Origin of the sequence: Gilliamella sp. ESL0405 (assembly GCF_019469205.1) — a bacterium.
Taxonomy (GTDB): Bacteria; Pseudomonadota; Gammaproteobacteria; order Enterobacterales; family Orbaceae; genus Gilliamella.
The window spans coordinates 2,391,826-2,411,422 of sequence record NZ_CP048265.1 but is presented as its reverse complement, the minus strand read 5'-3'; the positions used below and the strand labels follow the sequence as shown (position 1 = coordinate 2,411,422).

Annotated in this window: 19 protein-coding genes; 11 read left to right on the top strand and 8 right to left on the bottom strand. The window is 39.1% G+C overall.

Annotation, left to right across the window (positions count from 1 at the left end; translation table 11 throughout):
* Nucleotides 1–629 precede the first annotated feature (629 nt).
* Nucleotides 630–1,697, bottom strand: coding sequence for an L-ascorbate 6-phosphate lactonase (gene ulaG, locus GYM74_RS10485; RefSeq protein ID WP_220218162.1), 1,068 nt, complete (start codon nt 1,695–1,697; stop codon nt 630–632).
* 25 nt (nt 1,698–1,722) lie between these two features.
* On the bottom strand, nt 1,723–2,484 hold the full coding sequence (gene ulaR, locus GYM74_RS10480) for an HTH-type transcriptional regulator UlaR (protein ID WP_220218161.1): 762 nt from the start codon (nt 2,482–2,484) through the stop codon (nt 1,723–1,725).
* Between the two features lie 448 nt (nt 2,485–2,932).
* Here ulaR and GYM74_RS10475 point away from each other — a divergent pair, with 448 nt between their 5' ends.
* The 6 genes from GYM74_RS10475 to GYM74_RS10450 all read left to right on the top strand — a co-directional run bounded on the left by GYM74_RS10475 (nt 2,933) and on the right by GYM74_RS10450 (nt 8,829).
* Nucleotides 2,933–4,699, top strand: coding sequence for a PTS ascorbate-specific subunit IIBC (locus tag GYM74_RS10475; RefSeq protein ID WP_220218160.1), 1,767 nt, complete (start codon nt 2,933–2,935; stop codon nt 4,697–4,699).
* A gap of 21 nt (nt 4,700–4,720) precedes the next feature.
* On the top strand, nt 4,721–5,194 hold the full coding sequence (locus GYM74_RS10470) for a PTS sugar transporter subunit IIA (RefSeq protein ID WP_220218159.1): 474 nt from the start codon (nt 4,721–4,723) through the stop codon (nt 5,192–5,194).
* 3 nt (nt 5,195–5,197) lie between these two features.
* Nucleotides 5,198–5,890: an L-ribulose-5-phosphate 4-epimerase gene (locus tag GYM74_RS10465; protein WP_220218158.1), complete on the top strand. Its 693-nt coding sequence runs from the start codon at nt 5,198–5,200 to the stop codon at nt 5,888–5,890.
* A 19-nt stretch (nt 5,891–5,909) separates the two neighbouring features.
* Nucleotides 5,910–6,554, top strand: coding sequence for a 3-keto-L-gulonate-6-phosphate decarboxylase UlaD (locus tag GYM74_RS10460; RefSeq protein WP_220218157.1), 645 nt, complete (start codon nt 5,910–5,912; stop codon nt 6,552–6,554).
* Nucleotides 6,555–6,622: 68 nt separating this feature from the next.
* Nucleotides 6,623–7,513 (top strand): L-ribulose-5-phosphate 3-epimerase, encoded by an 891-nt coding sequence (locus GYM74_RS10455; protein ID WP_220218156.1) that lies wholly within the window; start codon nt 6,623–6,625, stop codon nt 7,511–7,513.
* 320 nt (nt 7,514–7,833) lie between these two features.
* Nucleotides 7,834–8,829, top strand: coding sequence for a hypothetical protein (locus tag GYM74_RS10450; protein ID WP_220218155.1), 996 nt, complete (start codon nt 7,834–7,836; stop codon nt 8,827–8,829).
* A 3-nt stretch (nt 8,830–8,832) separates the two neighbouring features.
* On the opposite strand, the gene dusC is transcribed toward GYM74_RS10450, so the two are convergent.
* The 6 genes from dusC to GYM74_RS10420 form a co-directional block, all read right to left on the bottom strand.
* Nucleotides 8,833–9,780 carry a tRNA dihydrouridine(16) synthase DusC gene (gene dusC, locus GYM74_RS10445; RefSeq protein ID WP_220218154.1) on the bottom strand — a complete coding sequence of 316 codons (948 nt, stop codon included), beginning with the start codon at nt 9,778–9,780 and terminating at the stop codon, nt 8,833–8,835.
* A complete protein-coding gene (locus GYM74_RS10440) occupies nt 9,777–10,550 on the bottom strand; it encodes a molybdopterin-synthase adenylyltransferase MoeB (protein ID WP_220218153.1) in 774 nt (257 codons plus the stop codon). Before GYM74_RS10440 ends, dusC begins: the two co-directional genes overlap by 4 nt.
* Before the next feature lie 76 nt (nt 10,551–10,626).
* On the bottom strand, nt 10,627–11,946 hold the full coding sequence (locus GYM74_RS10435) for an amidohydrolase (protein ID WP_220218152.1): 1,320 nt from the start codon (nt 11,944–11,946) through the stop codon (nt 10,627–10,629).
* Between the two features lie 20 nt (nt 11,947–11,966).
* Nucleotides 11,967–12,416, bottom strand: coding sequence for a hypothetical protein (locus tag GYM74_RS10430; RefSeq protein WP_220218151.1), 450 nt, complete (start codon nt 12,414–12,416; stop codon nt 11,967–11,969).
* Nucleotides 12,417–12,418: 2 nt separating this feature from the next.
* Nucleotides 12,419–13,204 (bottom strand): DUF3100 domain-containing protein, encoded by a 786-nt coding sequence (locus GYM74_RS10425; protein WP_220218150.1) that lies wholly within the window; start codon nt 13,202–13,204, stop codon nt 12,419–12,421.
* 66 nt (nt 13,205–13,270) lie between these two features.
* On the bottom strand, nt 13,271–13,816 hold the full coding sequence (locus tag GYM74_RS10420) for a cysteine hydrolase family protein (protein WP_220218149.1): 546 nt from the start codon (nt 13,814–13,816) through the stop codon (nt 13,271–13,273).
* A 286-nt stretch (nt 13,817–14,102) separates the two neighbouring features.
* Here GYM74_RS10420 and aspS point away from each other — a divergent pair, with 286 nt between their 5' ends.
* The 5 genes from aspS (at nt 14,103) to GYM74_RS10395 (ending at nt 19,583) form a co-directional block, all read left to right on the top strand.
* Nucleotides 14,103–15,860 carry an aspartate--tRNA ligase gene (gene aspS, locus GYM74_RS10415; protein ID WP_255556144.1) on the top strand — a complete coding sequence of 586 codons (1,758 nt, stop codon included), beginning with the start codon at nt 14,103–14,105 and terminating at the stop codon, nt 15,858–15,860.
* Between the two features lie 16 nt (nt 15,861–15,876).
* Entirely contained in the window at nt 15,877–16,347 is a 471-nt protein-coding gene (gene nudB / locus GYM74_RS10410) for a dihydroneopterin triphosphate diphosphatase (protein ID WP_220218148.1), read from the top strand.
* On the top strand, nt 16,334–16,753 hold the full coding sequence (locus tag GYM74_RS10405; RefSeq protein WP_220218147.1) for a hypothetical protein: 420 nt from the start codon (nt 16,334–16,336) through the stop codon (nt 16,751–16,753). The genes nudB and GYM74_RS10405 overlap by 14 nt, the downstream gene beginning before the upstream one ends.
* Before the next feature lie 77 nt (nt 16,754–16,830).
* On the top strand, nt 16,831–18,294 hold the full coding sequence (gene ubiD, locus GYM74_RS10400; protein ID WP_220218146.1) for a 4-hydroxy-3-polyprenylbenzoate decarboxylase: 1,464 nt from the start codon (nt 16,831–16,833) through the stop codon (nt 18,292–18,294).
* Nucleotides 18,295–18,521: 227 nt separating this feature from the next.
* A complete protein-coding gene (locus GYM74_RS10395) occupies nt 18,522–19,583 on the top strand; it encodes a tetratricopeptide repeat protein (protein WP_220218145.1) in 1,062 nt (353 codons plus the stop codon).
* Nucleotides 19,584–19,597: the final 14 nt, after the last annotated feature.

Sequence of the window (19,597 nt, the reverse complement as noted above, 5' to 3'; positions counted from 1 at the left end):
ATTTTCAAAATACCCCGAGACCCATACCGTTATCTTCCACAAAAGCAAACAAATGCACCAACCCGCACCTTCACAAAGCGCCGACAACTGAGAGAGGTTAGCACGCCAAACAAGGATGTTTGGCGAGGCGCTGCTTTGTCCGGAACAAATCAGCGCCGGTGCGTTAAGACCGAACGAAGGCGGAGGGCAGTCGAAGACCGCGTTGGGTGGTGCTGCGAGGGGGTATAGGGGGATTTCGCATAAAATCCCCCTATTCGGACGCAGACACCGAAATGAAAATATCAACTAATTCACAGCGTCCGAAACCTGCAGACAAAAAACCTACAACTTTCAAAGAAAGTAAAAAACTTGTCAAAAAGTTTCAGAAAATATAGGCGTTTAAGCAAAAAAACACAAACCACTGACAAGAACTTTCAGAAAACACCCACGTTTAAGTATAAAATCTAAATAACCTCAACCAAAACCCAAAACACTAAATAATCCAGCGAACGCTTAAATAGAAAGGATATTAACAAAAAGGGGCCGTTAAACTAACCGACCCAAAGGACTAAATAAAAGCTTATTTAATCAAATGACATTAACCAAAATTTGACAAACTGGCCTGTCAAACTGACAGGCCACTACATCGACTATAAAAACGAACGGTAAGGTAATTCCGGTTCGTCAGTAAAGATATCTCTAAAGCCACGATAGTGTTGATAATGCATTTTACCTTTATCAGTTGGATAAGTATAACGCCCACCGACTTGCCAGAAGAATGGCGTAAATTGGTAATCAAGGCGATCTTTTTTCATTTCCCATAACACTTCAATTTCACGAGGATCACTTTGGAAGTTTGCCCAGATATCGTGGTGGAATGGAATCACGACTTTAGTATTAAGTGATTCGGCTGCACGTAAAATGTCTGATGAGGTCATTTTATCGGTTACACCACGAGGGTTTTCACCGTAAGAGAGCAACGCCACGTCAATCTTATAATCGTTACCATGTTTCGCATAGTAGTTAGAATAGTGAGAATCGCCAGAGTGATAAAGTGATCCGCCGGATGTTTCAAACAGATAGTTAACCGCTCTATCATCCATACCGTCTAAAATCGATTTATCGGTTGAAGAGACGCCTTTAGGTAGCGTTACTAAAGAAGTTCGGTCAAATGAGTCAAGCACACGAATGGTGATATCACCCACTTCAATAGTGTCGCCCACTTTGGCAACAATGCAGCGATCTTCCGGCACGCCCCAGCTTTTCCATAATTCGACACAAGCTTTAGGACCAATGAATTTGACTTTCGGTGAACAATTTTGGATTACCGCCGCTGCCACATTAACGTCAATGTGATCAGCATGATCGTGGGTTGCCATTACTGCGTCGATCTCTTTTATCGCAAAAGGGTCAAGCACAAAAGGGCTGGTTCTTAAATTGGGTTGTAACTCACGCACGCCGCCCATACGCATCATTTGATGTTGTTTGTTCATGAAAGGGTTGGCATGAGTTTTTTTACCTGTTCCACACCAAAAATCCACCGAGATATTTGTATTACCAGCCGATTTTAACCAAATCCCGGTACAAGCAAGCCACCACATGGTAAACGTATTGGGTTTAACCTCGGTTGTTTCAATCTCTTCATTAAGCCAAGTTCCCCACTCAGGAAACGTATTTAATATCCACGATTCACGGGTAATTTCGTTCACTTTACTCATACTATGTTCCTTTTAACAATAATAATTAGACTAAAATCACTTCTACACCTTGTTTTTTGATGCTCTCAATTACTTCCTTGTTTGCTTGCTTACCGGTAATTAAGATATCAATTTTACTTACTGGGCAAAAAAGCATGCCTGAATTTGCTTTGGTATCGATTTTTGAACTATCGACCACCACTACCAATTTTTCCGCTTTTTCTAATATTTGCTGTTCAGCTACAGCGCTTAATATTTCATTTTTATAAAGGCCTGTTGGCGTAAGGGTTTTGCCACTGGTAAACATCCATTTACCGGCATAGGAATCTGTGATACTGGCAATTGGGTTGAGGATGATATTTTGTGTTTTGTTATATAAACCACCCATAATGATGACATTTTCATGATCATGCTCAATTAAATAACAAGCCAGTGGAAAGTAGTTGGTGATAATCGAAACCTGCTTGCCACACAATTCACGTCCTAATAAAAAAGCGGTTGATCCACAATTAATCACCACATTTTCATCGTTACTGCATAGCTTTGCCGCTCGTATCGCAATGCGTGCTTTTTCGTGATAGTTTTCGGTGTTGTTGATGTCAATTGGCACCCAAATCGCTTTTTGTTCTTCTAATCGCATAATGCCATTACGAACTTTTTTTACTCGCCCTTCTTGATCTAATTTTGTGATATCACGACGGGCTGTAGCCGGTGAGATCGAAAAAAGTTCGATCAATTCTGTCACTTTGAGCATCCCTTTTTCGCTCACTAAAGCAACAATTTCATTATGTCGAGTTATTTCGTTCATTTATCGCCTCAAGTTGTCCATTTTTTGATTAAATTTGATTGTTTGTGATAATAGTTTTCATTCACAATATTGTCAATTATTTTAAAAATCCTATTCCAGTGATATTTCTTTAATATATTGTAAAAAAATAACTTTTGCATTTGTTTGGATCGGTTTTTTTAACAAAAGTGTGATCACAATCACAGATATTAAGTCGAATGAATTAGAAAGGTGATCTTGGTCAAATTAATCATAAATAATCATTGAGTGATTAATTGTGATTGTGAAAAGATGATGTCGGTTAATTGAGTCATTTGCGATTGATTAACCCATGAAGTTTAAATTTATCTCAAAATTAACTTCATCATTAACAACCATATAAGAGACATTTTGATGATTTATTCATCTATCTGTTGTCAGTTCTTCGAATAATTGAAGCAGTAGTGTCCATTACCATTGAGAGGGGTCTATGGAAGTAATCTATAACATATTTTATATTTTTTATAGCCAAGTGATGACAAAGGCGCCTTTGTTACTTGGGTTAGTGACAATGTTAGGCTATTGCCTTTTAAGAAAAGATATCACCACTATTTTAAAAGGAACAATTAAAACTATCGTCGGTTTCATGTTATTGCAAGTTGGTTCGGGCGTTTTGGTTTCGACCTTTAAACCGGTTATCGCCAAACTTTCTGAATATCATGGTATCAAAGGATCAATTATCGATACTTATGCCTCAATGGTGGCGGTTGAGACAGGCATGGGTGAGTATTATTCATGGGTAGGCTATGCGGTACTATTAGCGCTTGCGATTAATATTTTATTGGTTATTTTCCGCCGTATAACCGGAATTCGGACAATTATGCTTACCGGACATATCATGTTCCAACAAGTGGGCTTAATTGCACTATTTTATTTCCTATTTGGTTTTAGCATGTGGGAAACAATCATCTACTCAGCCGTTATTACGGCGCTCTATTGGGGAATTTTTTCCAATATGATGTTTAAACCAACTGAGGCCGTCACCGGTGGAGCTGGGTTTTCAATTGGTCATCAGCAACAATTAGGCTCGTGGATTGCGGTTAAATTAGCGCCGAAATTAGGTGATAAAAATGATTCAGTGGATAATCTAAAACTTCCGAAATGGTTGCATATTTTCCATGATAGCATTGCGGCAACCGCAATTGTCATGACCATCTTTTTTGGCATTATTCTACTTTCTTTCGGTTTAGATAATTTACAAACAATGGCCGGTTCAACCCATTGGACAATCTATATTTTAGAGACTGGGCTTAAATTTGCGGTGGCAATTCAAGTTATTGTTGGCGGCGTGAGAATGTTTGTTGCCGAATTATCTGAAGCCTTTAAAGGTATTTCTGAAAAATTAATTCCTAATGCGGTACTCGCCATTGACTGTGCGGCGATTTATGCGTTTTCACCTAATGCAATGGTGTTTGGTTTTATCTGGGGTGCATTAGGGCAATTTTTAGCTATTGCTTTATTACTGGTCTTTAAATCGCCGATTATGATCATTCCGGGCTTTATCCCGATGTTCTTCTCTAATGCGACCATTGGCGTATTTTCTAACCATTTTGGTGGCTGGAAAGCGGTGATGAAGATCTGTTTTGTTATGGGCATGATTGAAGTATTTGGCTCTGCCTGGGTGATTCATATCTTTGCGCAAAATGGTACACCAATCGATTCTTGGATGGGTATGGCTGACTGGGCTATCTTGTTCCCGCCTATTTTACAAGGATTATCTTTCTCTTACTTATTCATCTATGTACTTATCGCTTTAGCTTTAGTCTATATGTTCTTTGCGGCTAAACAGTTACGTCAAGAAGAAGCAGAACAAAAAAATAGACCGCTGGTCGATGATCCAACTGAAGATGTTAACGAAGCGGTCGTTGAAAAAATGGAAGAAGTGGCAATTAGTGAAGGTAAACCGGTGCGCATTTTAGCGGTATGCGGCAGTGGTCAAGGCTCTTCAATGATGATGAAAATGAAAATTGCCAATTATTTAGATAAGAAAGGCATAGCCAATGTTATGGATTCATGTGCAGTTACCGATTACAAATCCCGTTTACCTAATGTCGATATCATCGTTGCCTCTAAGCATCTGATCCACGAGATTGAAGTCAACGAAGGACAACATGCTTTAGGTGTACAAAATATGCTAAATCCAAACACATTTGGTGATGAACTTATTGAACTGATTAAAAAAGTTCTTGCCCAGTAAATTATATAAAAGGAGCGCAACATGGCTTTGAAAGAATCATTGATTGAAAACAACTCTATTTTACTTAAAGCTGATGCAGCCACTTGGCAGGAAGCTATCAAGTTAGGAACGGATATGCTTGTTGCATCTCAAGCGATTAAACCCTCTTATTATGAGGCGATTATTCATTGTGTGAAAACCATGGGACCTTACATTATTATCGCCCCTAATTTTGCCATGCCACACGCCAGACCCGAAGACGGCGTGAATCGAACAGCATTTGCTTTAGTCACACTCAATAAACCGGTCTACTTTGACGGCGAACCGGAACCGGTTGATGTGCTTATCACGTTAGCGGGCAGTACTTCTGATGAGCATATGCAAGGGTTAATGGAAGTGACACAAGTACTCGATGATGAAAACAGTGAAACTGGTGTTGATCTCGATAAGTTAAGAGCTTGTAAAACCAAAGAAGATGTTTATGCCGTCATCGATAAGGCATTAATGGGAGGTTGATTTATGTATCAGGCTTTAAAAGAGAAAGTATTACAAGCTAATTTAACCCTGCCCAAACATCACTTAGTGACCTTTACTTGGGGTAACGTTTCGCAAATTGATCGTACTAAAGGGGTGATTGCGATTAAACCCTCCGGCGTTGAGTATGAAAATATGAAGGTCGAAGACATTGTTGTCTTGTCACTAGAAGGTGAGATAGTCGAAGGACGATTAAACCCGTCAAGCGATACCGCAACGCATCTTGAGCTTTACAAAGCGTTTAGCAACATTGGTGGCATTGTGCATACTCATTCACCTTTTGCCACCATTTGGGCGCAAGCAGAATTAGATGTACCGGCATTAGGCACAACGCATGCGGATTATTTTTATGGCGACGTACCTTGTACAAGGCGATTGACTGAAAATGAAATTGCGTCAGATTATGAAAAAAACACCGGATTAGTGATTATTGAGGAGTTCAAGCGTCGTGGTCTTGATCCGGTTGCTATGCCTGGCGCATTAATTTCAGGACATGCGCCATTTTGTTGGGGAAAAGATGCCATTGATGCAGTACATAACGCAGTGGTACTCGAAGAGGTGGCTAAAATGGCGCTGTCAACTCGTCAGCTTAATCCAACCATTCATATTCAACAAGCTTTATCAGATAAACACTATTTCCGTAAGCATGGTGCCAATGCTTATTATGGTCAAAAATAGAATTTAAAGGGGAAGTAAAATGACAAAACCTATGTTACAAATAGCCTTAGATCAAACAGAATTAAAGCCGGCTTTAGAGGTAGCAGAGAATGTTGCCGGATTTGTCGATATTATCGAAGTAGGAACGATTCTGGCATTTGGTGCCGGCATTATTGGTGTGAAAACCTTAAGAGAAAAGCACCCTAATCATATTTTAGTGTGTGATTTAAAAACCACCGATGGCGGTGCTATTTTGGCGAAAATGGCGTTTTCTGCTGGCGCAAATTGGCTCACGGTTTCAGCAGCGGCGCATATTGCAACCATTGAAGCTTGTAAAAAAGTGGCTGATGAGTATAACGGTGAAATTCAAATTGAGCTGTATGGTCATTGGACGCTTGAAGATGCCAAAGCGTGGCGTAAATTAGGCATCAAACAAGCGATCTATCATCGCTCACGAGATGCCGAATTGGCAGGGGTTGGTTGGGGCGAAGAAGATCTGGTTAAAATGCGCCAACTTTCTGATCTGGGGTTAGAGTTATCCATTACCGGTGGCATTGTGCCGGAAGATATACATCTGTTCAAAGGAATTAAAACCAAAGCATTTATCGCTGGTCGAGCACTAGCCAATGAAAACGGTCAACAAACGGCGCAAGCGTTGAGAGATCAAATTGCTAAATATTGGTAAGCGGATTGATGCAGCCACTTAATTGGTGACTGCATCAAGCTTTATTTAATCACTATTAGGTTTAAACTATGACAGAAAGTTCAATCAATATCATCAAATCATCGCCTTTGATCGGTCTTTATGAAAAAGCACTTCCTAATACGCTTTCATGGCAAGAAAAATTTAACCAAGCGAAATCATTAGGATTCGACTTTATCGAACTGTCGATTGACGAAACTGATGAACGACAAGCAAGGCTCGATTGGTCAGATGAAGAGATTTTCAGCTTAAAGCGATTATGTGAACAAACCGGCATCTATTTTCATTCCATTTGTTTAAGCGCTCACCGTAAATACCCATTTGGCTCAGCGCAGGAGAGTATTCGACAACAAGCTAAAATCATTATGAATAAAGCCATTTTGCTTGCTTATAAGTTAGGCGTGAGAGTGATTCAGTTAGCGGGCTATGATGTTTATTACGAACCGGCTAATTTAGAGACTCATCAGCGTTTTATTGAAGGAATGCAATGGAGCGCCAAACAAGCTGAGCGAAGGGGCGTGATGTTAGCAGTTGAGATAATGGATACCAACTATCTCAACTCGCTCAGTAAATTTGAGATTTTACGAAAATCAGTCAACTCCCCTTATTTTATGGCTTATCCGGATGTGGGTAATATTACCGGTTGGAACTATGATGTGTGCACCGAGCTATTACTCAGCAGTGAACATATTGTGCAAATACACCTAAAAGATACTTACAAAGTTAAACCCAATTACGCCGGACAGTTTCGTGATTTAGTGATCGGTGAAGGTGAAGTCGATTTTGCTGCGATCTTCAAAACGCTCAAACAGATGAATTATACCGCACCACTGGTAATTGAAATGTGGGCACAAGATCAAAACTGGAAACAAAATATCGTGACGGCTAAACAGCGCTTAACGGATATTGCTCAGCAAGCCGATTTTCCACTATTTAGTTAATCGGGTTTAGGTTAATTGTTCCACTCATTTTTTACATTGCTTCACCCCCTTCAAGCTGGTGAAGCGTGTTTACACGCTTATTATTATCACTAAGGTTAAACAGCTAACGATTATTTTTAACCAATTGATTCATAAAATGTTTTTCACTATTTAAGCCTTAATAAACAAGGCAGATATTAAAAATATTATTGGTGATTGTTTGCGCTTGTGGTATTTTATTTATCGGTTTTGGTTATGCTGTCTAATCTATATTATATGTTTCAAGGTCGTGTTTTAACCAGATTTTAAATTTCCAAATTGAAATAAAAATAAGGTATTAAATGACTTTAAGCATTGTTTCAAAAAAATTATCTTTTTTTACATTACCTCTTACTTTTGTTGCACTGTTTTTTATTTTCAGTGTGCTTATTATTCTATGGTTATTTTTGTATCCATTTATTGGGGTAATTGACCATTTTTATCTATTATGGTCAATTATTAGCGATTATATTTTCTACTTGCATAATGAATTTTATAATTTAATTCCGGTTGCTTTATTAAGTTTTATTGTTTCGGCTTTCGCTTTAAATCGATGTAATATTCATATTTTCACGCTGAAAAATCTCCTTTTGTTAGAAATCAATGTCGTGATTGTCAAAATATTTGACTTAATATTTGATCACATTTTTGTTAACAGTGACTTATTGGCAAGGTTTATCGCTCCTAATTCAAGTGGCGGGATTGTGACGGCGGCTATCAGCTATAATGTGCTTAAGCTGACCTTAATCGGTCTGATTATCTATTTTTATATTAAACTGATGAGTCCATGGTTTGATAAAAGTAAACAGGTTTTTGAGCTTAACCAACAAAATAGCACTCGTATTCACTTTGTGTTGTTTATTGCGCTATATATGTTCTTGTTTGTTGTGTTTACCGCTTTATTATTGTTCACCACCCTAACCATTTCTAACTATTATCATGCAAGTGAGTTAAATGAGATCTTCCCACTTATGGTTTTTTTGATTAATTTATTGCTGGTTATATTAATTAGTCGAAAACAGTTCAAACAAACTTTTGTAGTGCTACAGACCGATAGAATTATTAAAAGTGCGCTGTTAATTAATCTATTTACGGTGATTTTCAATTTGCTTTGTCTGGCGTTATTGTTTAATAATACTAGATTAATTTATTGGGCAAATAACTTGCGATCGCATTTTAGCTATATTCTACCTTTAATAACGTTATTGATATCGATGATTTGCCCGTGCTTTATTGTCTCTTCAATTACCCGTTATTACTTTGCCGGTTCAACTAAAGCGCATATGTTATTTAAGTAATGATTATTGTTGTTCTCGCTCTAAAAAATCAATGATCTCTTGTTGTGATTTAAGTGTTCGAATATTGCGCAATAATGAAGCTGCCGGTTGATAATGTTGTCGTAGATATGCCAGCCATTGTTTGATTCGAGCAGAATGGTAAAACGGTTTGGCATCGGCTACATGACTGCTTGCGTAGCGACTTAATATTTGTAAAACGTCTTGCCAGCTTAACGGTGCTTGTTTAAAGCGTATCATATTGGCTAAATTAGGAATGGTTAATATTCCCCGACCCAGCATAATATCGCCGGTTTGGCTCTGATTGACACAATTTTGGGCATCTTTAATAGCAAAGATTTCACCATTGGCTATGACCGGAATGGTCACTTTTTGTTTTATGTGGCCTATGGTCTGCCAATCGATTTTGTCCGCTTGATAACCGTCCTGTTTTGTTCGACCATGAACCACCAATTCAGTAGCTCCGGCACTGGCAATGGCTTGCGCAATCTCATAGCAAAGGGATTTATCATGCCAACCGAGACGAATTTTAACCGATAATATTTGCTCGTTGCCAATCGCTTGTCGGACGTGTTGAACAATATCGAAGATCTGCTGTGGATATTGTAATAGATAGGCGCCGCCATGACTGCCAACCACGGTTTTAGCCGGGCATCCAAAATTAATATCCACGCCATAGGAGCCTAATTCGATCGCTTTGAGCGCATTTTCTGCCATCCATTGCGGTGATTGTCCCAGTATTTGGACACGAACAGGTGTGCCCGATGTGGTTTTTCCGCTATGGTTAAGCTCCGGGCAAAGCCGATAAAAGGTTCGATTGGATAATTTATGATGCATGACGCGTACAAATTCCGTCACGCAATAATCAAATTGATTTATTTCAGTTAAGATTTGTCGGACATGATAATCCAATACACCTTCCATTGGTGCTAATATAATTCGATTAATATTCATTGTGTTACCCGATTTTTATCGCTTTCACCACAGATCGGACAATCGGGCTGCTTTGAAAGTCCAACCTGATTAAATTGCATACTCATGGTATCAATCATCAGCACCCGACCCACTAATGGCTTGCCGTAATCGGTCAAAACTTTAATGGCTTCGAGGGCTTGCATCGACCCAAACATGCCGACTAATGGCGCCATGACACCGGCTTCAACGCAACTTAGTTGATCTTGCCCAAACAGTCGGCTTAAACAGTGGTAACATGGTGTATTAGCTTGATAAGTAAAGGTTGTTAATAACCCTTCCATTCGTATAGCCGCAGCAGAAACTAGCGGTTTTTTAAGCTGATAACAGTTGCCATTAATCTGTTCCCGGGTGGATAAGTTATCGGTGCAGTCGATGACAATGTCGTGTTGTTGAATTAATGCCATTAACTTCTCATCTTCAATTTTATCATTGATTGCAGTTATTTCGATATCCGCATTGATGTTAAGTAATGCTTGTTTGGCTTCATCCACTTTAAATTTGTTGATTGACTGTGCAGTATATAAAATTTGCCGGTTTAAGTTAGATGCGGACACGGTATCAAAATCGACTAAAGTTAATTTACCGATCCCGGCACTGGCTAAATAGAGTGAAGCGGCACAACCTAATCCGCCCAGACCAATTATTAACACAGCGCTATTTTTTAAGATCTGCTGTTTATCAATATCAAAACCACGTAAAGTGATTTGTCTGTCATAACGATAGAGTTCTTGATCGGTTAGCGCTTGCATAGGAAGTTGTGTTGGTTGTTAAAAAATCGCTATTATAGCAGAAACTTGGCACAAACATTGTGCCAAGTGAAAAACATTATTTATCGAATTTCGACAAGAAGCTTAAATACTCTTCTTTACTCATCAGTGGTTTATAGTTGGATAATAATGTTTGTGCCGTTTTGGCGTCATCATAAAGCAGATCGATAATGGTACATGCCATCATTTGAGCGGGGCGGATGTAGGCCATATCTTCATCAAATACCGTGTAGTCTTTACCGTGCAGTACGCCTCTGACTGAGCCAATCCATGGATGACTAACCGGCATGATATGTGATAAATCGCCGGTGTCAGTGCTACCCGTCATATGCGGCGCAACAGATACATTTTCTTCGCCAATTAATGCTTCAGCATTGGCTTTTAAAAGCGTATTTAATGTTGGGTTATTATGCAAAGGTAGATAACCGGGTAGATCTTTAATTTCACACGTTGCTCCTACCGCCATTGCGCCGGCTTTTAAGGCTTGATTAATTCGCTCATTGGCATCAATCATCGCCGGAACGTTACCAGCCCTTACATAGCTTTCCATACGCACATCACTGGGTACCACATTGACCAAATCGCCGCCTTGAGTAATGATTGGGTGAAAACGAATATAGTCTTTTTCCTGAAATGTTTCACGAATCGCATGAACGCCCATCATGCCCATCATGGCGGCATTTAATGCATTGACGCCGGCATGTGGTGCGGCTGCCGCATGAGCTGCTTCCCCTTTGTAGCGGATCAATTTACCAATAAAACCATTACTGGTTGTTGAGATTTCGATAAATCCGTCTTGTTGTTCGGTCGGTACACTGGTTAAATGGATTTGTAATGCCATATCAACATCATCAAATTCACCTCGTGAAATCAGTTCCGGTTTACCGCCGATATATTTAATTTTGCCTTCTTCAATAAGGCGATTTCGGTAAGTAATTTCAACATACTCTTCGGCCGGTACAGCAAATGGCACCACATCGCCGGCTAAAAACTGCATGGCGCCGGCGTCAATTAATCCCATAGTGACCGCCATCATGTTGGCAATTTGGGCATTATGACCACAACAATGCGCAGCACCGGATGTTTCATCTGCGGACGGGTGGTCAGCGCAAATAATTGCATCAAGTTCGCCAATGACTGCAACGCTGTATTGGCTACCTTTACCCCCTTTTAAGCGGCCTTTAACGCCAGTTACCGCCAGTTTATTTTTATACGGTACGCCGAGCGCATCAAACGCTTGTTCAACTTTTTTGGCGGTTTTATGCTCTTTATAGCCCAGCTCCGGTTCAGCCCAAATCGCTTCAGCAAGGGTTTTTATATCTGCTTTGCGGTTGGCAATCGCTTGGCAAACCTGTTTTTTAAGTTCTTCTTTTGTCATCAATATCATCCTTATCTAAATTAGATAACGCCTTCCCATTGTAATGTGATTTGAGCAATAATTGCCGCAAAAATAAAGGTGCCCGAAAATACCGCTAGCGATACCGGAATGATTCGCCACGATATACTTTTAAATAAAGCAAGATCTTTACCGATTGCTAATCCTGCATAGGCAAGCACCGGTGTACAAACCGCTAGCAAAGAGACCTCATTGGTTATCGATACCACTTGCTCATTAAATGGAAAGATCGGAGAGGACGCCACCGCAGCGGCAACTGATACCCATAAAATAACCGGTAGTTTATTGAGCACCGGAATTTTGCTGATAAAAAAGCCGACAATGGATATCGCGACTAAAATAGCCATGGCTTGTAGTGAAAGCATAAAATCAATGTGATAACCGACTGAGTTGCCAGCGGCCATGATAATTGCAACTAAAATAAGTAAAAAGAGTGTTTCTAAAATCTTCATGATTATGCGCCCTCTTTATTGCGTCGAAAACGGGCAAGTGTGTTATACAAAAATGATGCAAATGGTAGAGAAAATAAAGTATAAATATAGATGCCAACAATGCTCGACATTAAATTAGCGGTTGTGGCATAAGCTTTAATTTCGTTCGCCATGTGCGGGTAAAGATCGCTGATTGGTGCAAGGGAGGCGGCCATCATGCTGCCACTTCCAACCCCAGCGCCCATGGCTAAAGCATAAGGATGCAAAATATTAAATTTAGCCATTAAAGTGGCAAGAATACTCATCCATATTGCGCCATAAAGTGTGCCACAAACATACATTGCCATCACACCACGTCCTTCCGGCGATTCAAGGCCATATTTGTCGGCAATAATCGCAATATTGGGTTCACGCGCAACCGAGTAAGTGGCGCCAACCGCTTCTCGTTTCATCCCTAGCATCATTGCCAACGGTAAGCCTAATAAAATGGTACCGGCAAAATGTCCCAGCTCTTGAAAAATCAAAGCGAGTTTTGCGTCGTGTAAAATCATATCAATTTTGGGACCCACTGATACTCCAAGTTTGGCAACCAGTAGCATTAAGGTAATAATCATCACGGTGCTGGCATGATTCATATTTTTAATTTTCAGTATCTTCAATTTCGGTAAACTAATAATGCCGCCAATTATCATGGCAAACAGCATTGGGTAAACCACAATTGTCCAAATTGATTGCTTACCGATAAACTCACATAATAAAACAACAAGCAGTGCAAGAAAATGCACTCTATAGTCTTTTAAAACCTCCATCCTAACTCCTTATTTTTATTGCTATTAGTCTAATTTTTTTAAACTATCTATCTTAAACTATCTATCTTAAACTATTGTTGCTCCCAACGTATTTTTAAAATGATTCAAAGCCCATTGATGACCAACGGGATCGAAGCTAGCTACCGCATTTTGATGAATCACGATGTTATAACCTAAATTGTAGGCATCGACGGCGGTATGTAATATGCAAATATCAGTACAAACGCCGGTTAAGTGGATTTCACTAATGTGTCTTTCACGTAAGCGTAAATCGAGATCTGTGCCACAAAAGGCAGAGTAGTGACGTTTATTGATCCAATAAAGGTGATCACTATTTTTATGTTTTTGATATAGCGAATCTAAACGGCCAAATAATTGTTGCCCACTAGTGCCAATAAGATTATGTGGTGGAAAGAGTTTATTTTCCGGATGATAGCTATCTGAAGGATCATGTGCATCAATGGCGAAAACGACAAAATGGTTATCTTTAATAAATGATTGCGTTACTTTTACTATTTCAGACTCAATATGTTGACCAACTGACCCGGTCGTTAAAGCACCATTGTCTGCAACGAAATCGTTAGTGTAATCAATTGAAATTAAAGCTTTCATATAAAGTAAACAAATTAGCTAAGAAAGTTAAAGCTTATTAATAAATATATGATATGACAAGTGATTTTCATTAACCGTTTTGATGAGATTTGTCAGTACTATAAAGGAATAATTGGTATCTTTTTGAATTTCATTTACTTTATATAACTTATTTATAAAGTAAATTTATTATCAAAAACTGAGTATAAGTAAATTAAATGATGATTATTTTTATCATAGTCTTTATACCCGGATAAATTGCTCTATAATAACTAGCATTTTTGGCAATAGTACACAGGATATTTTAATGAGAACAATTTATTGCGGGCAACTCAATGCAAATTATATTAATCAAGAAGTCACTTTATGCGGTTGGGTTAATAAACGTCGAGACTTAGGTGGTATGATTTTTATTGATATGCGTGATCGTGAAGGGATTGTGCAAGTCTTTTTTGATCCCGATTATCAACAAGCATATCAACTTGCTGGCGAACTTCGTAATGAATTTTGTATTCAAATTAAAGGTAAAGTGCGAGCCAGACCGGAAGGACAAATCAATAAAGATATGGCTACCGGTGAAGTTGAGGTATTGGCGACAGAATTGACAATATTTAATCGCAGCGATGTTTTACCACTCGATTTTAATCAAAATAACAGTGAAGAGCAGCGCTTGAAATATCGCTATATCGATCTGCGTCGCCCGGAAATGTCTACCATTTTTAAAACTCGAGCGAAAATCACGGCTTTTGTGCGCGCTTTTATGAATGAGCACGGCTTTTTAGATATCGAAACACCGATGTTAACCAAAGCAACGCCGGAAGGTGCTCGTGACTATTTAGTACCTAGTCGTATTCATCATGGTGAGTTTTATGCGCTGCCACAATCGCCACAACTGTTTAAACAACTGTTAATGATGTCAGGTTTTGATCGTTATTATCAAATTGTTAAATGTTTTCGTGATGAGGATCTTCGTGCTGACCGCCAGCCAGAATTTACGCAAATTGACGTTGAAACATCGTTTATGACTGCTGAACAAGTTCGTGAAATCATGGAACAGATGATCCGCGAACTTTGGCGACATGTCAAAAATGTCGATCTGGGTAAATTCCCGGTAATGACTTATGCTGAAGCAATGCGCCGTTACGGCAGTGATAAGCCGGATTTACGTAATCCGCTGGAAATTATTGATGTGGCAGATTTGGTTAAAGATGTCGATTTTAAAGTATTTTCTGCGCCAGCCAATGATGCCAAAGGTCGGGTTGCTTTGCTGTGTGTACCTAATGGTGCGCAGTTAACACGTAAACAGTTAGATGATTATACGCAATTTATTTCAGTTTACGGCGCTAAAGGTATGGCTTGGATCAAAGTTAATGAGCGTAGCAAAGGTTTAGACGGGGTACAAAGCCCGATTGCGAAATTCTTCAATCAATCGCAAATGGAAGCGTTACTTGATCGTGCTAATGCCAAAGACGGTGATATCTTATTATTTGGTGCTGATAGCTATAAAGTGGTCAGTGATGCACTTGGCGCTTTACGTTTAAAAATTGGTAAAGATTTAGCTTTAACCGACGAAAGTAAATGGGCGGTGCTTTGGGTGGTTGATTTTCCGATGTTTGAAGAGACGGATGACGGACTTAGTGCAATGCATCATCCATTTACCTCACCGAAAGATTTTACACCGGAGCAACTTATCAATAATCCACAAGCGGCGGTGGCAAATGCGTATGATATGGTGATTAATGGTTATGAAGTCGGTGGTGGATCGGTGCGTATTTATCGTAGTGAAATGCAGCAAGCCGTATTCTCTATTTTGGGGATTGATGAACATGATCAACGTGAAAAGTTTGGCTTCTTACTTGATGCATTAAAATATGGTACTCCACCACACGCAGGCTTAGCATTTGGGTTAGATAGATTAACTATGCTGTTATCGGGCACTGATAATATTCGTGATGTTATTGCCTTCCCTAAAACTACAGCGGCAACCTGTTTATTAACTGATGCACCAAGCCCGGCTAATCCTGCCGCATTGGTCGAACTTGGCATTGAAGTCAGTAAAAAATAGCGATAATTTGATGCGAATGTTTAAAAAACCGGAATCTGTCTTAGTTGTTATTTTTTGTCAAACAACCAAACGCTGTTTGATGTTGCAACGCAAAGACGATCCGAATTTTTGGCAGTCGGTCACAGGTAGTATGGAAGATGACGAATTGCCGCAAGATACGGCAATTCGTGAAGTTATGGAAGAAACAGGTATCGATATAATCGGTCAAAAGCTAAAGTTAATTGACGCTAATTATAGTGTTGAATTTGAGATTTTCCCGCAATTTATACATAGATATGCTCCAAATGTTAAAATAAATAAAGAACATTGGTTTTATCTGCCAATTTCCTCTGAGGTAACCCCAATATTATCTGAACATTTATCTTATCAATGGATGACAATAAAAAACGCTGCAAATCTTACTTTATCGCCAAACAATGCTGAGGCGATCGGTAAAATTGATAGCATCATGAAACATAATGAAGAGGTCAACAATGAAATTAAGTAAGTTCGCTATTGTTTTAAGCAGTTTGTTCTTTTTTAGTTTTAATAGCCATGCCGATACCATCATCATTAAAGAGTGTAGGACAAATCCGCATGATTATTTAGTGTTTAATGAGTCCGATCATGCCATTTCTGAAAAAATTGTTGATCACCAATTCGCCAACAATCCGGATCTGAAAGATGACACGATTGTGGAAATCTATACTAACGATTATTATGAAGATCGTGATGATTGGGTAGCTTCATTTACATTTGAAGATAAACATAAAAGCTATCTATTGTATCAAGTTGATAAAGATCAGTTTACTGAGCTTGACCAAAATCAATATCAATTTCTTTTAGCCAAAATAGTTAAGTGTAATGCTGATAAACAACAGCCTATTTACAGTTTGAATTTCGATGTTGATTAATCAATAGTCAAAATTGGATTATTCACATCAACTTTGAATATAATTAAAAAAAGTGTCGGGACTAATCGGGAGTAATCATGCATTTTTCTACTTTTCGTGAATTTTTAACTTATCTTGAGCAGCAAGGTGAGTTAAAAAGAATAACTTACCCTATTAATCCTTATCTTGAAATGACGGAAATTGCTGATCGGGTATTACGTCAGCAAGGTCCGGCGCTATTATTTGAAAACCCTATCGGTTACGATATGCCGGTACTTTGTAATTTATTTGGTACTGCCAAACGTGTTGCTATGGGAATGGGGCGGGAAGATACCACCGCACTGCGTGAAATTGGCGAACTATTAGCTTTTTTACGTGAGCCGGATCCGCCTAAAGGCATTCGTCAATTTTTCAATGTATTACCTAAATATAAACAAGTGTTAAATATGCCGGTTAAACGCCGATCATCTGCACCTTGTCAGGAAGTGATTTTTAAAGATGACGAAGTGGATCTAAATCGTTTACCTATTATGCATTGCTGGCCGGAAGATGTGGCGCCACTGCTTTCCTGGGGACTGACGATTACCAAAGGCCCCTATAAAGATCGGCAAAACTTAGGGATATATCGTTTACAGTTATTAGGAAAAAATAAGTTAATTATGCGTTGGTTGTCACATCGTGGTGGCGCCCTTGATTTTGCCGAATGGCAACAAGCATACCCTAATGAAAAGTTTCCGGTTAGTGTCGCAATTGGTGCCGATCCGGCAACGATATTAGGGGCGGTAACCCCGGTACCTGATACCTTATCAGAATACGCTTTTGCTGGATTACTACGAGGCGGGCGAACGGAAGTTGTCAAATCTTTATCCAACGAACTGGATGTCCCTGCCAGCGCTGAAATTATTTTAGAAGGGTATATTGATCCAAATGAAATGGCGCCGGAAGGTCCGTTTGGTGATCATACCGGTTATTATAACGAAGTTGAGCAATTTGCTGTATTTACCGTTACCCATATGACTCGTCGTCAAGATGCGATATATCACTCCACTTACACCGGCAGACCACCGGATGAACCTGCGGTTATGGGATTGGCATTAAATGAAGTGTTTATTCCCATATTACAAAAACAGTTTCCCGAAATTGTTGATTTTTACTTACCGCCAGAAGGGTGCTCTTATCGTATTGCTATCGTTACGATTAAAAAGCAGTATCCCGGTCATGCCAAACGAATTATGATGGGGGTTTGGTCTTATCTCCGTCAATTTATGTATACTAAGTTTGTTATTGTGTGTGATGATGATATTAATGCCCGGGACTGGAAAGATGTGATGTGGGCAATTTCTACCCGTATGGATCCGCATCGTGATACTACATTTATTGATAATACACCGATTGATTATCTCGATTTTGCCTCGCCTGTTTCGGGATTAGGCTCTAAAATGGGGTTAGATGCGACCAATAAATGGGTGGGTGAAAGCCATCGTGAATGGGGAAAAATAATTAAAAAAGATCCTAAAATAATTGCGCATATTGACGATATTTGGGATGAACTTGGTCTTTAGTCTGTTTTATCAATACTGTTTTTAGTTATTACCTCAATGCTATTTGGTTTAGTTAAAAAAGTGTTGCTAGAGAGTTAAAGATAGCTTTAAGTTGTATACACAATGATACGGGTTTTTATCCAGTTAATTGATATAACTGAGTTATCTTTATTGTTTTATAAACAAAAACTATTGCCTTGTGACGCAATTATGTATAATCACTGCCATGTTATGGTAAATAGAAAATTATGAGAAAAATACAAACTTTATTAGCTTTGCTATTATCGATAACTTTTACGGTAACAGCAAATGAAGCCAAAGTGCAGACCGATACCGAAATAAAGGTAAGCGATCCTAATGCATTAATTCCTTCTTTACAACTTTCTGCGGAAAAAGGTAATGCCGAATCGCAATACTCACTTGCCACTATTTATAAACAAGCTTCCGGTGATCAAAGTAGTGATTTAAAAGCGCTGTTTTGGTATGGAAAAGCGGCTGAACAAGGGTTAGCTAAAGCGCAAAATAATTTAGCTTATATGTATCTCAATGGCTTAGGTACCAAACGCAACTTACCTCAAGCAATTAAGTATTTTAAAATGGCTGCTGATCAAAATTATGCTTTAGCAAAGTATAATTTAGCGATGATGTATAAAAATGGTGAAGGGGTCGAAAAAAACATCCAAACGGCTATCGACTATCTGACCCAAGCCGGTGATGGCGGAGTGTATGATGCCTATCTTAATTTAGGTATCATGTACTATTTTGGTGACGGGGTAGAGGAAAATCGGATAACGGCTGCTGACTGGTTTAGTCAAGCCGCTAAAGATAACAACGCTGAAGCACAATATTATCTGGGGTTAATGTCTCAAAAAGGTGATGGGTTAACGAAAGACGATGTGGCTGCCACTTACTTTTTTACTCAAGCAGCTCAGCATGGCCACGTATTAGCGATGTTTAATTTAGGGATTATCTATGCAACCGGTAGCGGTACTCGCCCTGATAATGAACAAGCTGCTTATTGGTTTACTCAAGCTGCCGAAGCGGGTAATGCCGAAGCGCAGTATAATATCGCTGTGATGTATGACGTCGGTAGTGGCGTTGAAAAAGACGAGAAAAAAGCGGTTGAGTGGTATTTCAAAGCTGCCGAGCAAGGTAGTGTCGATGCACAATATAATTTAGCCGTTAAATATTTACAGGGTCAAGGTTTAGAGAAAGATAAAAAGAAAGCTATATACTGGTTCACTAAAGCAAGTGAACAAGGTGATCCGGATGCAAAAAATTATTTAGAAGAGCTTACTGTAGAAAAATAAAAAAAGGGCGCAAC

Excerpts from the sequence above, each read along its gene's own strand:
- ulaG (WP_220218162.1), bottom strand. The coding sequence starts at position 1,697 with ATGAGTAAAGTGAACGAAATTACCCGTGAATCGTGGATATTAAATACG.
- ulaR (WP_220218161.1), bottom strand. The coding sequence starts at position 2,484 with ATGAACGAAATAACTCGACATAATGAAATTGTTGCTTTAGTGAGCGAA.
- GYM74_RS10475 (WP_220218160.1), top strand. The coding sequence starts at position 2,933 with ATGGAAGTAATCTATAACATATTTTATATTTTTTATAGCCAAGTGATG.
- GYM74_RS10470 (WP_220218159.1), top strand. The coding sequence starts at position 4,721 with ATGGCTTTGAAAGAATCATTGATTGAAAACAACTCTATTTTACTTAAA.
- GYM74_RS10465 (WP_220218158.1), top strand. The coding sequence starts at position 5,198 with ATGTATCAGGCTTTAAAAGAGAAAGTATTACAAGCTAATTTAACCCTG.
- GYM74_RS10460 (WP_220218157.1), top strand. The coding sequence starts at position 5,910 with ATGACAAAACCTATGTTACAAATAGCCTTAGATCAAACAGAATTAAAG.
- GYM74_RS10455 (WP_220218156.1), top strand. The coding sequence starts at position 6,623 with ATGACAGAAAGTTCAATCAATATCATCAAATCATCGCCTTTGATCGGT.
- GYM74_RS10450 (WP_220218155.1), top strand. The coding sequence starts at position 7,834 with ATGACTTTAAGCATTGTTTCAAAAAAATTATCTTTTTTTACATTACCT.
- dusC (WP_220218154.1), bottom strand. The coding sequence starts at position 9,780 with ATGAATATTAATCGAATTATATTAGCACCAATGGAAGGTGTATTGGAT.
- GYM74_RS10440 (WP_220218153.1), bottom strand. The coding sequence starts at position 10,550 with ATGCAAGCGCTAACCGATCAAGAACTCTATCGTTATGACAGACAAATC.
- GYM74_RS10435 (WP_220218152.1), bottom strand. The coding sequence starts at position 11,946 with ATGACAAAAGAAGAACTTAAAAAACAGGTTTGCCAAGCGATTGCCAAC.
- GYM74_RS10430 (WP_220218151.1), bottom strand. The coding sequence starts at position 12,416 with ATGAAGATTTTAGAAACACTCTTTTTACTTATTTTAGTTGCAATTATC.
- GYM74_RS10425 (WP_220218150.1), bottom strand. The coding sequence starts at position 13,204 with ATGGAGGTTTTAAAAGACTATAGAGTGCATTTTCTTGCACTGCTTGTT.
- GYM74_RS10420 (WP_220218149.1), bottom strand. The coding sequence starts at position 13,816 with ATGAAAGCTTTAATTTCAATTGATTACACTAACGATTTCGTTGCAGAC.
- aspS (WP_255556144.1), top strand. The coding sequence starts at position 14,103 with ATGAGAACAATTTATTGCGGGCAACTCAATGCAAATTATATTAATCAA.
- nudB (WP_220218148.1), top strand. The coding sequence starts at position 15,877 with ATGTTTAAAAAACCGGAATCTGTCTTAGTTGTTATTTTTTGTCAAACA.
- GYM74_RS10405 (WP_220218147.1), top strand. The coding sequence starts at position 16,334 with ATGAAATTAAGTAAGTTCGCTATTGTTTTAAGCAGTTTGTTCTTTTTT.
- ubiD (WP_220218146.1), top strand. The coding sequence starts at position 16,831 with ATGCATTTTTCTACTTTTCGTGAATTTTTAACTTATCTTGAGCAGCAA.
- GYM74_RS10395 (WP_220218145.1), top strand. The coding sequence starts at position 18,522 with ATGAGAAAAATACAAACTTTATTAGCTTTGCTATTATCGATAACTTTT.